The organism is Lactobacillus sp. ESL0684 (assembly GCF_029392675.1).
In the GTDB taxonomy this organism is placed as follows: Bacteria; Bacillota; Bacilli; order Lactobacillales; family Lactobacillaceae; genus Lactobacillus.
In genome coordinates, this window is the sequence record NZ_CP113941.1 from 1812468 (window position 1) to 1826838 (window position 14371).

15 protein-coding genes are annotated in these 14371 nt (G+C 34.1%); 3 read left to right on the plus strand and 12 right to left on the minus strand.

What is annotated here, in order from left to right; genetic code table 11:
* Nucleotides 1–207 precede the first annotated feature (207 nt).
* On the minus strand, nt 208–873 hold the full coding sequence (locus OZX56_RS08850; RefSeq protein ID WP_277139643.1) for a GntR family transcriptional regulator: 666 nt from the start codon (nt 871–873) through the stop codon (nt 208–210).
* A 204-nt stretch (nt 874–1077) separates the two neighbouring features.
* On the opposite strand from OZX56_RS08850, the gene OZX56_RS08855 reads away from it, so the two are divergent.
* Nucleotides 1078–2715 carry a mannitol dehydrogenase family protein gene (locus OZX56_RS08855; protein WP_277139644.1) on the plus strand — a complete coding sequence of 546 codons (1638 nt, stop codon included), beginning with the start codon at nt 1078–1080 and terminating at the stop codon, nt 2713–2715.
* A 20-nt stretch (nt 2716–2735) separates the two neighbouring features.
* On the plus strand, nt 2736–3812 hold the full coding sequence (uxuA, locus tag OZX56_RS08860; protein ID WP_277139645.1) for a mannonate dehydratase: 1077 nt from the start codon (nt 2736–2738) through the stop codon (nt 3810–3812).
* Nucleotides 3813–3949: 137 nt separating this feature from the next.
* On the opposite strand, the gene OZX56_RS08865 is transcribed toward uxuA, so the two are convergent.
* The 11 genes from OZX56_RS08865 to OZX56_RS08915 all read right to left on the minus strand — a co-directional run bounded on the left by OZX56_RS08865 (nt 3950) and on the right by OZX56_RS08915 (nt 13209).
* Nucleotides 3950–4690, minus strand: a complete 741-nt coding sequence (locus OZX56_RS08865; protein WP_277139646.1) for a KDGP aldolase family protein — start codon at nt 4688–4690, stop codon at nt 3950–3952.
* A complete protein-coding gene (locus tag OZX56_RS08870; protein ID WP_277139647.1) occupies nt 4687–5784 on the minus strand; it encodes a DgaE family pyridoxal phosphate-dependent ammonia lyase in 1098 nt (365 codons plus the stop codon). The genes OZX56_RS08865 and OZX56_RS08870 overlap by 4 nt, the downstream gene beginning before the upstream one ends.
* Before the next feature lies 1 nt (nt 5785).
* Complete coding sequence (locus tag OZX56_RS08875; RefSeq protein WP_277139648.1) at nt 5786–6904, minus strand: amidohydrolase/deacetylase family metallohydrolase; 1119 nt, start codon at nt 6902–6904, stop codon at nt 5786–5788.
* 14 nt (nt 6905–6918) lie between these two features.
* The gene (locus tag OZX56_RS08880) at nt 6919–7584 is read right to left on the minus strand and encodes a DUF4310 family protein (RefSeq protein ID WP_277139649.1); all 666 of its coding nucleotides are present in this window, start codon (nt 7582–7584) and stop codon (nt 6919–6921) included.
* A gap of 14 nt (nt 7585–7598) precedes the next feature.
* Entirely contained in the window at nt 7599–8372 is a 774-nt protein-coding gene (locus OZX56_RS08885) for a DUF4311 domain-containing protein (RefSeq protein ID WP_277139650.1), read from the minus strand.
* A gap of 1 nt (nt 8373) precedes the next feature.
* Entirely contained in the window at nt 8374–8730 is a 357-nt protein-coding gene (locus OZX56_RS08890; RefSeq protein ID WP_277139651.1) for a DUF4312 family protein, read from the minus strand.
* 15 nt (nt 8731–8745) lie between these two features.
* Nucleotides 8746–9102, minus strand: a complete 357-nt coding sequence (locus OZX56_RS08895) for an SFCGS family glycine-rich protein (RefSeq protein ID WP_277139652.1) — start codon at nt 9100–9102, stop codon at nt 8746–8748.
* 11 nt (nt 9103–9113) lie between these two features.
* The gene (locus OZX56_RS08900) at nt 9114–9464 is read right to left on the minus strand and encodes a PRD domain-containing protein (RefSeq protein WP_277139653.1); all 351 of its coding nucleotides are present in this window, start codon (nt 9462–9464) and stop codon (nt 9114–9116) included.
* A gap of 18 nt (nt 9465–9482) precedes the next feature.
* Nucleotides 9483–11336: a helix-turn-helix domain-containing protein gene (locus tag OZX56_RS08905; protein ID WP_277139654.1), complete on the minus strand. Its 1854-nt coding sequence runs from the start codon at nt 11334–11336 to the stop codon at nt 9483–9485.
* A 190-nt stretch (nt 11337–11526) separates the two neighbouring features.
* Entirely contained in the window at nt 11527–12552 is a 1026-nt protein-coding gene (locus OZX56_RS08910; RefSeq protein WP_277139655.1) for a sugar kinase, read from the minus strand.
* The gene (locus tag OZX56_RS08915) at nt 12553–13209 is read right to left on the minus strand and encodes a bifunctional 4-hydroxy-2-oxoglutarate aldolase/2-dehydro-3-deoxy-phosphogluconate aldolase (protein ID WP_277139656.1); all 657 of its coding nucleotides are present in this window, start codon (nt 13207–13209) and stop codon (nt 12553–12555) included. It abuts the gene before it with no gap.
* Between the two features lie 149 nt (nt 13210–13358).
* Between OZX56_RS08915 and OZX56_RS08920 the strand changes: the two genes are divergently transcribed.
* Nucleotides 13359–14336 carry a LacI family DNA-binding transcriptional regulator gene (locus OZX56_RS08920; protein WP_277139657.1) on the plus strand — a complete coding sequence of 326 codons (978 nt, stop codon included), beginning with the start codon at nt 13359–13361 and terminating at the stop codon, nt 14334–14336.
* The last annotated feature ends 35 nt before the right edge of the window (nt 14337–14371 follow it).

Here is a 14371-nt window from a genome sequence, read left to right on the forward strand (position 1 = left end):
CCCATAATTATGAATTAGTACAAAATTACATAATCTAAGTTAAAATAGTTTTAATAATATTTATTACGTGTGATATATTAGTATATTTGAAACCGATTACAGAATATTACCAAAAGTAACGATTGTCAACCACAAATTTATGCAAAATAAAAAAGATTTCGGTTTTAATACCGAAATCTCCTAATTATAAGCAACTTTTATTAATTTTTATTCTTCAAAATAATCTGCATAATCTTTGCGCAAAGTTGGTTCTTCATCTAGTGCACGATGTAAATGTCCTGAAATTAACTTAACTGCCTTAGCAGTATTTTTTTGTTCCGCAGCATCCACAATTTGTTGATGTTCCTCAATCAAGGAGTTCCATGATAGGCTTTTACTGCGCAATCGTAAAACACGAAAGCGATTTAAATGCATATTAACCATTTGAAGCCAAAGCCAAACCTGCTCGCGTCCTGCCGCCTTATAAAAATAATGATGAAATTGCTCATCTTGGTTAAAAAAACGCATATCATTGTGTGTAGTTTCTACTTCTAATTTCTGTCGTTCAATTATTTGCCGTAAAATCATAAAATCATAATCTGTTAATTTGGTAATTGCCTCAGTTATGATTTGAGTTTCCACACTTTCACGCATAAAACGAGCATCTTTAGCCTTCTGTAAATTTATTTTAGATATATACGTTCCAGACTGTGGCACAGCAGTGATTAAACCTTCTTCACGCAATTGCAAGATTGCCTCTCTGATTGGCGTTCGACCAACCTGCAACTCTTGACCTAAATCCTTTTCTGAGATTTTTTGTCCTGGTAAATAATTTAGGCTAATAATTCGTTGTAAAATCGTATTATAAACCTGTTCTTTCATAGTTGAGATCATCTTGTAACAACTCCTTTTTATGCGAATATTTACTAATAATATCATATTAATGTTAATATCAGCCCAGTTACATTATTTAACATTATAAAACTTTTATGAAAAAAGTTATTGACTTTTCCCTCTAATTCGCTTACATTAAAAGTGATATATTAGTATATCGGAACTTAGATATACATTTTCTACTTTAGAAAAGGAGGTATTCAGTTGCTGAAATTAACTGATAATTATTTAGATCAGAAAGATGAATTTGCAAAACAAAACATTGTGGTTCCACAATATAATCAAGCCAAAGTTACTAGTCAGACCAAAGAAGAACCAGTCTGGGTTCATTTTGGTGGTGGCAACCTCTTTCGATGCTTCCATGCAAAAATAGCACAAGATTTATTAAATCAAGGAAAATTAGTAAGTGGTATCGTAGTCGCTGAGACTTATGACGATGAAGTAATAGATAAAATTTATCATGCATACCAAAATCGGATGTTAAGTGTCGTCATGAAAAGTAATGGTACTTTAGAAAAAGAACTGTTAGCAAGTGTTGGTGAATCATTATACTTTAATCAAGCCAATGAAGCTGGTTGGAACAGATTAACTGAGATTTTTACTAAACCATCTCTACAGTTAGCAACTTTTTCAATTACAGAAAAAGGTTATGCATTAACAGATGTTAACGGTAATTTAACTGCGGCCGCAAAAGAAGATATTGCAAATGGTCCCGAGTCACCTAAGACTAATATGGGAGCAGTTGCCCACTTACTTTATGCACGTTACAAAGCTGGTAAACAACCAATTGCCATGGTCAGCACAGACAACTTTTCTCAGAACGGTTTAAAACTTGAAACAGAAGTTTTACGAATTGCTCAAGGTTGGGCTAAAGCAGGGGCTGTAGAAGCTGGCTTTATCGATTATCTAAAAGATCCAAATCAGGTTTCTTTCCCATGGTCCATGATTGATCGAATAACACCTAATCCAGCTCAAACAGTAGCAGATCAACTAAAGATGAGTGGCTTCGCTGATACAGAAATAGTTCATACTGCTAAACACACTAATATCGCACCATTTGGTAACACAGAACAAATTCATTATTTAGTGATTGAAGATAGTTTCCCTAATGGACGTCCACCTTTAGAAAAAGCTGGTGTAATCTTGACTGATCGTGAGACTGTTAATGATGCTGACCAAATGAAGGTTACGGCCTGCCTTAATCCGCTACATACTGCTTTAGCTATCTTAGGTAATTTACTTGGTTATACCTCAATTGCTAGTGAACTCTCTGATCAGGATCTTCTAGATTTAATTAAGAACTTAGGTTACGGCGAAGATTTACCCGTAGTCAAGGATCCAAAGATTATTAATCCGAAAAAATTCATTGATGAACTAATTAACTTACGTTTACCTAACAAGAATATTCCTGATACTCCGCAAAGAATTGCCAGCGATACATCACAAAAAATTCCAGTTAGATATGGCGTCACTATCCAACATTATGTTGACGATTCAGATTTAAATCCTGAAGATTTAGAATTCATCCCTCTAGTTTTGGCAAGTTGGTGTCGTTACTTGATGGGTATAGATGATAATGGTGAAGCGTTTGAACAAAGTCCTGATCCACTATTAGATAATTTGAAGGCTTATGTCGAAGATATTAAACTGGGTAACTCTAATATCGATGTCCATGAAAAATTACAGCCAATCCTCTCTAATAAGAGTATTTTTGGTAATAATTTATATGATATTGGCCTAGGAACTAAAGTTGAAAACTACTTTAAACAACTAATTGCTGATAAAGGAGCTATCCGCAAGACAATTCACGATACCGTCCAAACTAAAAGTTACCAATTTTAATTAAAAAGGAAAATAATAATATGAAAAATATGGGTTTCCGGTGGTACGGAGATAATAACGATGCCATCAAATTACAAGATATTCGTCAAATTCCTGGGACAACTCAGGTCGTTGGTGCTTTATTTGATATTCCAGCTGGTGAAGTTTGGCCAAAAGACCAAATTAAACAATTAAAAGACGAAGTTGAAGCAGCTGGTTTAAAATTAGAAGTTATTGAATCAGTTAATGTCCATGATGACATTAAGATTGGATTACCTTCCCGCGACCGGTACATTGAAAATTACATTCAAACTATTCGCAACTTAGCAGAATACGGTGTTAAAGTTATTTGTTATAATTTCATGCCAGTATTTGACTGGATTAGAACTGATTTGCACTATGAATTAGATGATGGTTCAACTGCTATGGCTTTTGAACAAAAATATATCACGGATGATCCTGAAAGTATTGCACAAGCGATGCAAAAGAATTCCAATGGTTATGTCCAAGCTGGTTGGGAACCAGAACGCATGGCAGAAATCAAGAAATTGATGAAAGCATATGTAGGCGTTAATACAGCTAAATTAACTGCTAACTTAAAATACTTTTTAGACGCAATCATTCCTGTTTGTGAAGAGTGTGATGTTCGCATGGCTATGCATCCTGACGACCCACCTCGACCACTATTCGGTTTACCACGAATTTACAAGAATCGTGATGACATGCTTAAGATTGAGCAATTACACGAATCTCCTTATAATGGTTTTACCATTTGTTGCGGTAGTCTAGGCGAAAATCCTAAAAATGATGTACCAGCTATTATTCGAGAATTTGCTGCTAAAGATCGCGTATTCTTTATTCATGCTCGCAATATCAACTTTATCAATGACCAAGGCGATTTTCATGAATCTGCTGCCTTATCTTCAAAAGGCTCGCTTGATATGTATGAAATCATAAAAGCACTGTATGATAATAATTATCAAGGCTATATTCGTCCTGATCATGGTCGTGATATTTGGGGTGAAAATGGTCGTCCTGGTTATGGACTATACGATCGTGCATTAAGTATCACTTATTTAAATGGTCTATGGGAAGCCATAGATAAAGATCATAAATAAAATCAATTATATTATCTCAAAAAGTTGACCTTTCAATTCAAAAAACTAACTTCTATAAAAACTATTAGGTCATAAATAAAAAAGCTTGTAAAATCAATTGATTTTGCAAGCTTTTATTGTTCCTTTAAATACAATTATCAGTCCACAACAGTCTTTATCATAACAAATAACTTGGCAACGTCAGCAGGTTTAGTTAATCCTGTATCCTTATCAATAATTGAAGAATAAACATGAGGTATGATTTTTTTAACACCCGCTTCAACTGCAATTTCCAAAATTGTTTGAAAATTTTCTAAATCTATTCCACCTGTTGGCTCTAAACTAAAATCATTAGCAGCACATGCTTTTGCTAAATACATATATTCATCTTTATGCTTCAATCCTTTCATTGGGAAATATTTTATAGAACTACCTCCCATATCTTTCAACATAGCAATAGCTGCCACAATAGGAACCTCAGCAGTTTTAACTTGACTGCTAAATGGGCCAGTTGCAATATTAACATAACCAACTTTTCCAGTTGGAGAAACCAAACCATTAACTACTGTTTCACTTTGCCCTAACATAGTTCTTGATTGAGCCACTCCAGTAAAAACCTGATTTACATGTTGTGGTTGAAGTATTTTGGAAACTTCACTAACCATCAAACTTTGGTTAGGATCCCCAGCTCCTAAGCCAACTGAAATTGCATTATCAACAGCAGTTTGATACTTTTTCATATCTGTAACACAAGTTCTATTATCCGGATAATTTTTAGTTAATACTCCGCAAATAACATGACCCTCAGCTGCTTGATAAATATCTTTTGCATTATCTACTGAACCAGCCAGTACATTCAAAGCTACCCTATCTTTATAATAATTTGGCGTTAATTTCATCTTAAAATTTCCTTCAATCTATCAACTATTACACTCATCTCATCAGAATCTACGGCTCTAATATCAAATTCAATTATTCCTTCATTCGCTCTATACTCACGGGTATATATTGCTGGATCATTTTCTTTCAATTCTTTAATAATTTCTTTAGCATTTTTAGGACAGAGTTTATCAACAACCACATCTGCACGATAAATTTCTCGACCAGCTTGATCTTGTTGCTCTCTAACTTTAATATGAGGTACTTGATTTAATTCGGACATAAATGGGATTAAGCGCTTATGCATATCTTTGCCTTTTTCAGGACCCACCTTTAGATACTTTTCAATGGCTCCCAATAAGCCAAATATATTTTCTTTACCTATTTTCATTGAACGACCCAAGCCCAAACTTTGCATCCTAATCCATTCAATATATTTTCTTTTACCGTATACTAAGCCAGCCGCTGGTCCTTCTATTGCTTTAGCACCACTAAAGATAACAATATCAACTCCCATTTCAACATATTTTTTTAGATCTTCCTCTGCTGCTGCATCGAGAATTAGTGGCAATCCATGTTGATGAGCTACTTTAAGTGCATCTTCAATAGATAGCATACTTTTTTGAACAGCATGGTGACTTTTTACGTAAAAAATTGCCGCTGTACTATCATCAATAGCCCATTCAATATGTTCGGATGAACACATATTTGCATACCCTGCTTCAATTATATGACCGCCTCCTACCGCTATCATTTCCTCTTCAGGTGCACCATAATCAACATTTTGTCCTTTTGGCAATATAAAATTCCTTTTAGTAAACCTATCAGAGTATGGATGATACAAATGATATTTATTACCTTGACCAATGAGTGCTGCAATAGTTTGTGCTATCCCAGCAGATGCTGAATTCACTATTACCGCATCTTCTGCACCAAGTAATTTAGCAATATATTCGCCACTTTTTTTAACTAAGTCTGCCATCTCAAAAAAATGACTATCACCAAATTGTTGGGCTTTAATACTTTCTTCAGGTAGTTTAGAAACACCTAATATCGTCATTTTTCCACTTGCATTTATCACATGCTTTAAATTTAGTTCTTTATAAAAATCCATTTTATTCACCAATTTCATAGGCTTTACCCATTACTACGCATAATTGTGGGCAAATTTTCTTATCATATATACGTTCATTTTGATTTGAATCAACTAATTTATTTGCTACATTCTTTTTCAATTCGAAAACAGTTAAATCAGCATCGTAGCCTTCCTCAAGTTTTCCTTTAGTCACCAAATTAAAGGTCTTTGCTGGTGCTTCAGTAACCATACTAACAACTTTAGACAATGAAAAACCATACATTAAAAACTTTTCCATAGTAGTTGCCATATCATAAACAGGACCATTAATCCGATTTCTACTATATATATCTGTACTAATTGATTTAGGCACCAATCCTGCTGAATTAGCTACATCAAAAGTATTAAAATTAAAGCTATCTGTTCCATGTCCTACATCAAAAGTTACTCCTCGCTTATAGGCTTCCCAGACAAATTGATGAATATTACCTTCCTTATCGATGATTCCGTTTGGCTTTCCATTATACACATGTGTCAAAATATCATTATTGTCCATTAACGATACAACATTCTTTAAATCAGGTGGATTTGCTCCAACATGGACCATGATCGGAAACGAACCACCTAACTCCTTTTGGAACTTTTTCCCTCTTTTTAATGGTTCCACTCCATTATTCACAACTACAGAATGACTTTCTCTAACTTTAATTCCCACAATAAAATTTTGATATTTTTCAACTGAATCTAATAATGCTTTTTCTTCAATCGTATCAAGATTACCTAATTCGTTTTGAGCTAAGATACCAGTCTTGCCAACATTAATCATAGCGTAAACATTGGTAATTTTATCCTCATTGGAATCATAAAAATCATCAATATTTTCTGCACCAGTGGATCCTGCATCAATTACAGTTGTAACTCCCGATTTATAGCCATCTTCGTCAGGATCATCATAATAAAGCGTTAACTTCTCATAGCAATGTACATGATCATCAATCCAACCTGCAGAAATATATTTTCCTTGTAGGTTAATAGTTTGATGAGCCTTAATATCTTCCAATTTATGACCCATTGCAACGATTTTATGACCTCTTATTGCAACTTCTAATGGACTATCATCTTTAATACTTAAACCATTTTTTAAATATAGATCTAACAAGATTACACACCTCTTTACAACTTTATTGGGAAAAAGAAACCTGCAATCATTGATCCAATAATTGCACCACCTGTGATTGGCTTCTTCCAAGCATAAAAAATAATTGCCCCAACAATTGCTCCAAGTCCAATCGGAATGGACGCTTGAGCAGCAGAAATGATGATCAGCGGGCCAAGGAAACGCCCAGTATCATTGCCAGCTCCCATCATAATGTCTGCACCAAAGGTAGAATTAGCCTGTTTTAAAGTAAAATGTCGTATAACATAAATAATTGCTCCAATAATTACGCCAATTATGGCACCTGTCAATAATGCTAAAGGAAAACTTTCAATTGGTTCTTTAATATTCATACTTAATAAAATTGCAGGAACCCCAAGGCCAACACCTGTTAACAGCGAGCCACCTAAATCTAAGATTCCATCTAATGATCCTTCAAGGATCCTTGCAAATAGAAAACTCGCTCCAAATGCTGCACATGCACCGTATGAACCTCCAGTCATACCGGCTTTTAGCATGGCAACAAACGCAACCTCGTTAAATGCACCAGTTCCATAATTAAAATACATTGAAGTTCCTGCAAATACACCAGCAGACATTATTCCCACAATAATTGGAAAACTCCAATCTGCATACCAAAAACTTTTAGTATCTTTTAAATTTAATGATTCATCGTTTTTCATACTATACCTTCTTTTTAACCACCAAATACAGCATGGACTTGTTTAAGCCAGCCAGGTATACTTACATTCATTTGTTTTAGTAATGTCACATCAAAACTTCTGAAGAATCCACTTAATACAAAGAGTAGAATCGTTGCAATCAAAATAGACTTAGTAATTTTATTCCATCCACTCTCATCTACTCCTTTACCTACTAAAATTCCCAAAACCACTCCAGGAACTGCATTCCCCATAATTAATTGTGCAAAACCTCCAAAAATAGTACCGAACATGCCTGACCGTTTCCCGGCATCAATAGCTGCTAACCAAAAGATAACAGGCATAACAGTATTAATTAATAACGTTGCAGCTGGAACCAAAACTTTGACAGCAGTTATTTGCAAAGATTGTGGTAATGCAGAACTAGTTAAGTTTAAAAAAGCTACAACTATGGAACCTATAATTGCACCAACTATTCCCATCGCTTTAGCATCATGCATTGCCTTTTCATCATGATTTTTTAGCATTAATATTGCAGCCGCCCAGTTGGGAATAACTCTATGAGTTACATCCTGAGTAAATGAACCCGCTGCAACAGTAGAAGCCCATGCGTTAAAAAAGAAACCTAATCCAAACGAAAAATGTGATGCTGGATCGCCCTCACTAGCATTCATTTCTCCTAATGTTCTAAATGCACCTAACGCTTGTACAGTCGGGGCATTAAACATTCTTGCTGCACCTATTCCAACAGCAAATCCTACTAATAGTCCGATTACAATTGACTCAATAAAAATTACAAAAAAGTGCATCTTAAACCCCTTTTACTATTCTTTTAAAAGAATCATTATCACCAATAAAGACTTTTTCATATTTCATTTTTTCTAATAAAATGTATTCAATATGAACATTGACAATTAATGTCACTTCATATGAAGTCACTACCCTAGGAAAAAAGAAAAAAAGAAAGTGTTCTTTTTTGTTTATTTGTTTTAAGCTGCCTAGTTCAAAAAAGCTTGGCTTTATACTAAAAATTAAAATTGAATTGTCTTTAGTTAATGCTTTTGATATATTACTTAAAGCCTCAGCAATTGCAGCTTTCTTATCTTTTCCCTTGCCTGTTACTTCTATTTCTTTGTCTTTTTCAACTATTAAATTTAAATTTTTCATATTTGCTCCTAGTAATTAATCAGGATACTTTTTATTAATAGCTTCCACTATTTTTTCTCCTAACTCTTCTTTATCCATGAACCCGAACCCTAAAACTTTAATACCATCTTCAATTGCAGTCACGCCTTCAGTAATCGACCTCATACCATGTCTTTCTGCATAGCCATACTTATTATTTGCAATTATTGCTCCTGCACCTCCACTTCCGCAAAATGAAATACCAAAGTCTGCGTTGTTTTCATTCATAACATCGCCAAGTTTCATATCAGCACCAATTCCTGGTACTAGTACAACTTTAGCTCCTGCTTTTTCTATTCCAGATGCAACTTTTTGCCCTTTGCCCATACGATCTGCTACTACAATTGTTACCATTATTTTTCTCCTTAATTTAATAACATATTTTCAAAATGAATAGATAGTACATAACTTTCTGATTTAGATAACTTACCCACATTACTATTAATAAAATCAACAATCTTCAGCGAAATACTTAAAGCTTTTTCGCTAACTTCACTAAAAATAGCTTCATCAACATCATCTAATTTTTTCCCCCTTTTAGCCCTAATAACCATCTCTGATAAATGATTTCCTAATACCTTAAGTTGAAGTTGTGTAGGCTTTAGCTTATATTTAGCAATAATCTTTAATACATATTTTTCAACTTTTTTAAGTTCAAACTTATAATCGCTTTTTTCAACATAGAATTGTAATTCTTTAGGTAGTTTTTCATCCATTTGTTTAATCATCCCTTTCTATCGAAACTCGGTATATTTTAAAATAGCTATAATTTCAGTAGTATTTATATCAAGATTTAGATCTAAAAACGTCTTTTTTATAAAGTCAAAGTCTTCTGAAGAACAACCATAATACGTATCCTCATTAGTTTGTATAGTGTATTGCTTATTAAAGAAAATTCTGTCAGTAGCCATTTCTACATGAATCATAAATGCATCCATATATTTATTATCTATTTGGTTAATAAAATGCTTTTTTAGTCGGATAAATGCTTCTAAAGCCATTGACAAAACATGTTCAGTATTTTCAACATCTAACTTCTGTTCTGGATAATCAAGATTTAAGCGATTAGAAGCAAGGTTTACTTTTTCATTTAACTTTTTTAATTCATTTTCAATTTTTATAATGTCTTGCTTAGTTGGTATTGGATTAACTTGAATAGTTGGTATTGTCGTAATCTCATTTAACATAAAAATACTAATTATTATATCTGGACCTAATTCCTTTGCCTTGTACAAATAATTTGATAGTGAAGCAAATCCAACACAGGTAATGCAACTAATCTCTTGTTCTACAGATCTTCGTAGAACACTAGTAGCTCCTTTGCCAGATGAGCATACATACATCGCTTTAACCTTAAATGAATTTTTAAAATCATTAATTGCAACCACGAAATGTAAAGAAATCATAGTAATGAATGCATCATTTATAATAATTGGATTTTCAGAAACAAATATTCTTAAAGCTTCTTTTACCGATAAAAAGACCTCCGGATATTTACTTTTCAATTCATATGTAAATGGTGTATACATATCAGAATATTGATAATCGCTGTTGAACTCTGTTGTAATATGTTGTACTAATGAATCAAGCAAGGTTATATCCTGATTTAAAGTTAGCTTTAATTTATTTGATACATAATTAATGATCTTTACAGCAACCGCTTCAGGATGACCATTAAAGTCACTTACACCAAAAACAAAATATTTTTCTTCTTGTAGTGACTTCTTAACCTCAAACTTCTTCATTATTTTTGTATAAACTTCGAGATACTTCTCTTGGTTTCTTTGTAAATCATGTTTTGTATCATGACTTATCAATCTTTTTCCACTTTTATTTTCAAAAATAATGACTGTCAATCGATTAATCATTGATTTAATAATATTACGATCAGTACTATGTGAACTTAAAGTCTCAGATAAATCGTCAGAAAAGCTTAATGCGATTGCACTCATAATTCTTCTGATCGACAGTGGTAAATCTAAGTCTTTACAGCAATCTAAACTAATTTTAATAATCATATTTAGGGTATCTGTTATTTCAAATGTATAATAATCAATATGCTTTTGAAGAATATATTCCATTAAAGAACGAACATCTATTTCATCCCCTATCAATTTGTATCCATAATAATTTTTTCCAATTATGCTCAATTGAAATCTTTTAGCTTCTTTCCTCGCGCTTTTTAAGTCAGATAAAAAGGTATTATTAGATACATTTAACGTTTCAGATAGTGATTTACCTGTTAAATATTCATTGTTAAAAACCAATTTAGTTAAAATAAGCCATTTGCGCTCATCTGGACTGTAGTACAAAATACTAGAATTCTTCAGCTTGCCATTAACATATAAGCTATTAATCGCTGCTTTTCTTTCTTCATCACTAGAAGAACTTATCCATATTCCCTTACCAGGTTTCGAGTTATATTCACACCCAATTTGAGCAGAAAGCCATTCGGATATTTTGTTCAGATCGCTGCGTAAAGTTCTGGTAGAAACCCTATATTTTTCTGACATATCTTTGACTTTATAAACTTGAGGGTTAGTCAACAATTCAATTGCAATTCTTGTTTGTCTAGAAGTTAGAGTCATTTTGCTCACTCCTTTCTCCACACCACAATTATATGAAAGCGGAGTCAAAAATAAAACTGCAACTTATTTCACTATTACTGATGAAATAAGTTGCACCGCACTGGCAAGTATGCATATCTATATAAAAAAGAACGTTGGTATAAAAACCAGCGTTCTTTTCAAACATTCTTTAATTAAAAATATCCTCTTTTTATCGCAAAACCCGCATATTATTCTGCTTATCCATAACTGCACGGATTTCACTATCTGTAACTAAGTTTAAATCTCCGCTAATCGTCAATTTTAAAACACTTGCTGCAATTGCATAATCTATTCTTGCTTGCTCATCAAAATTATGTAGCAATCCATGAATCAGACCTGCACCAAATGCATCACCAGAAGCTACACCTTCCCAAACATGCATCTTGTAAATTGGAGTTTCAAAAACATGTCCATGGTCAACCATTAGCGCCATCCATTCTGAATCTTCAACAGATTTAATATTACGCAAAACACTTGCTACAGTTTGACAATTAGGATAATTAGAAGTGATTGCTTTCATACCATTAATAAACTCAGCCTTTTGCTCAATTCCCCGACTCATATCACCATCAAAGGCTTTAATTCCTAAACTAGCTTCAAAGTCTTCATCATTGGCAAGACAAATATTAACATAAGGCATTAATTGAGACATAGCAGTCTGAGCAGCAGCTTGCGACCACATTTTCCCACGGTAATTTAAGTCACAAACAACTTTGATTCCATGCTCAGCACTATATTGACAAGCAGTTAGGACTGCCGTGAACATCTCAGGTGAAACAGCTGGAGTTATCCCAGAAAAATAGAAATAATCGGCGGTTTGCAAAATCGCTGACCAGTCAAACTCATCAGCTTTAGCTGTAGCAAATGAGCTATTAGACCGATCATAGACCACGCTTGTATTACGTACACTAGCTCCCTTTTCAAAAAAGTAAATACCTAATCTAGGTCCACCTTGATGAATTGCTGCAACATCCACTCCATATCGACGTAAAGTCCCTATAGCTGCTTGTCCTACACTATTATCTGGCACTTTAGAAACAAATTGAACTTGATCTCCAAGTATTGCTAGTGAAGTTGCAACATTAGCTTCTGCTCCACCATACAACCCAGAAAAACTTTCAGTTTGTATAATTCGTTGATTCTCTGGTGGCTTGAGTCGTAACATAATTTCGCCAAAAGTTACTACCTTTTTCACTTAGCTCACCCGCTTTTCCTGAATTCGTAAAAATTCTTCATGGTAAGCTTGAGCTTGTTTAGTAACTGCATCGTAGTCTCCTTGAGCAGCTGCTGCAGTTAAATTACTACCTGCCCCAACTACAACAACTCCTGCTTCAAACCATTCATGCATGTTGGTCAAGTTCACCCCACCAGTAGGCATAACGTTAGCCTGTGGAAGTGGGGCTTTTACTGCCTTAACAAAACCCTGACCTAGTGCACTACCTGGAAAAATCTTAACTATTTCTGAGCCATAACGCATTGCTGTTTGAATTTCCGTAACCGTCATACAGCCCGGCATATACGGTACTTGATATTCATTACATAATAAAGCAACCTCCCGATCAAATGATGGAGCAACAATGAATTTAGCACCCGCCATAATTGCAATTCTTGCAGTAACAGCGTCAAGTACTGTACCAGCACCAATTACAACTGTTGGATCGTCTTTATACTCGTTATGTAATTGTTTAATAATTTCGTCTGCTTGTGGGGCGGTAAATGTTAATTCAATTGCTTTAACGCCACCTTTAATACACGCTACTGCTGTTTGATAAGCTTCTTTCTTTGAATTACCTCTTACAACAGCAACGATTCCTGCATCTTTAACCGCTGAAAGTGTTTCATTTTTTTGCATAATAATTCCTCCATTCAATCATCTTTTACATTTTTATGGTAAACCTTTACCTTAATTATTTCAATAATTTTATGGCTAAAATATAATTTATGCTGATAAAACATTTATTTGCTATAATAGGCCATAGTAACTTTTGATTTGAGGATTTTATGAAGAAAAAAACAGCTAGTATCAAAGATGTCGCAAATTTAGCAAATGTTTCAATCGCTACAGTATCACGCTATCTTCATGGCAAGCTTGATCGCATGTCTAATGAAACTGCTCAACGCGTTGAGCTTGCTATCAAAAAATTAAATTACGTACCTAACGCTGCCGCTAGACAATTAATTACTAATAGCAGTAAGACAATTGCAATTATCGTGGCGAATATAGCGGACTCATTTTCTATTGAATTATTCAAAGGAGCAAGCTCAGTTTTAGAACCTGCTGGCTACACCACTGTATTGCTCGATACTAACTCTCAACAGAAAAGAGAAGACCATCTAATTAATACTGTTGGACTAAATACTTATGATGGCTTAATTTTGCAGCCGTTAAGCAGTGATGTCACTACTATTAAAGCTGAAGTAAAGCGTGAACTACCAATCGTTATTCTTGATCGCAAATTGGATTATTCACCCTGGCCACAAGTTTTAAGCGATAATCAACAGGCAAGTTATCATGCTGCTAAATATTTTAGTCAACATGGCTGGGAGGATGCAATTGTCTTATCTTCGCCAATCTCAATCGCTTCTACCAGGCAGGAGCGATTACAAGGAATTAGGAAGGTTTATCCTCGTGTCAAAGTAGTAGAACTTGACGAAAAGCACATTGAGCAGCAAACAGCTTATACAGAATTAGGTAAAGCTTTAACTAAAAGCAAAACTAAAACTGTGCTCTTCTTTTTAGAAGAACGGTGGCTGCTATCTCTTTTACCTAATTTAATTCATAATGGTTTACTGCCAAATGATCATTTGCAAATCTCTGGTTTCGCCGATACAGATTTCATTGCTAGTATTTGGCCAACTGCTAAAATGATTATTCAAAACCCTTATTTGATGGGCAAAAACGCTGGACAAATTATGTTAAGCCAGCTAGCTAATAAAACCGATTTTCCTGCCACAACTCTAATTAAAACCAACTTTTAACCAAAAATAAGAGCCCTAAATATTAATTTAGAGCT

Coding starts and splice junctions, on each gene's coding strand:
- OZX56_RS08850 (WP_277139643.1), bottom strand. CDS start 873: ATGATCTCAACTATGAAAGAACAGGTTTATAATACGATTTTACAACGA.
- uxuA (WP_277139645.1), top strand. CDS start 2,736: ATGAAAAATATGGGTTTCCGGTGGTACGGAGATAATAACGATGCCATC.
- OZX56_RS08865 (WP_277139646.1), bottom strand. CDS start 4,690: ATGAAATTAACGCCAAATTATTATAAAGATAGGGTAGCTTTGAATGTA.
- OZX56_RS08870 (WP_277139647.1), bottom strand. CDS start 5,784: ATGGATTTTTATAAAGAACTAAATTTAAAGCATGTGATAAATGCAAGT.
- OZX56_RS08880 (WP_277139649.1), bottom strand. CDS start 7,584: ATGAAAAACGATGAATCATTAAATTTAAAAGATACTAAAAGTTTTTGG.
- OZX56_RS08885 (WP_277139650.1), bottom strand. CDS start 8,372: ATGCACTTTTTTGTAATTTTTATTGAGTCAATTGTAATCGGACTATTA.
- OZX56_RS08890 (WP_277139651.1), bottom strand. CDS start 8,730: ATGAAAAATTTAAATTTAATAGTTGAAAAAGACAAAGAAATAGAAGTA.
- OZX56_RS08895 (WP_277139652.1), bottom strand. CDS start 9,102: ATGGTAACAATTGTAGTAGCAGATCGTATGGGCAAAGGGCAAAAAGTT.
- OZX56_RS08900 (WP_277139653.1), bottom strand. CDS start 9,464: ATGGATGAAAAACTACCTAAAGAATTACAATTCTATGTTGAAAAAAGC.
- OZX56_RS08905 (WP_277139654.1), bottom strand. CDS start 11,336: ATGACTCTAACTTCTAGACAAACAAGAATTGCAATTGAATTGTTGACT.
- OZX56_RS08915 (WP_277139656.1), bottom strand. CDS start 13,209: ATGCAAAAAAATGAAACACTTTCAGCGGTTAAAGATGCAGGAATCGTT.
- OZX56_RS08920 (WP_277139657.1), top strand. CDS start 13,359: ATGAAGAAAAAAACAGCTAGTATCAAAGATGTCGCAAATTTAGCAAAT.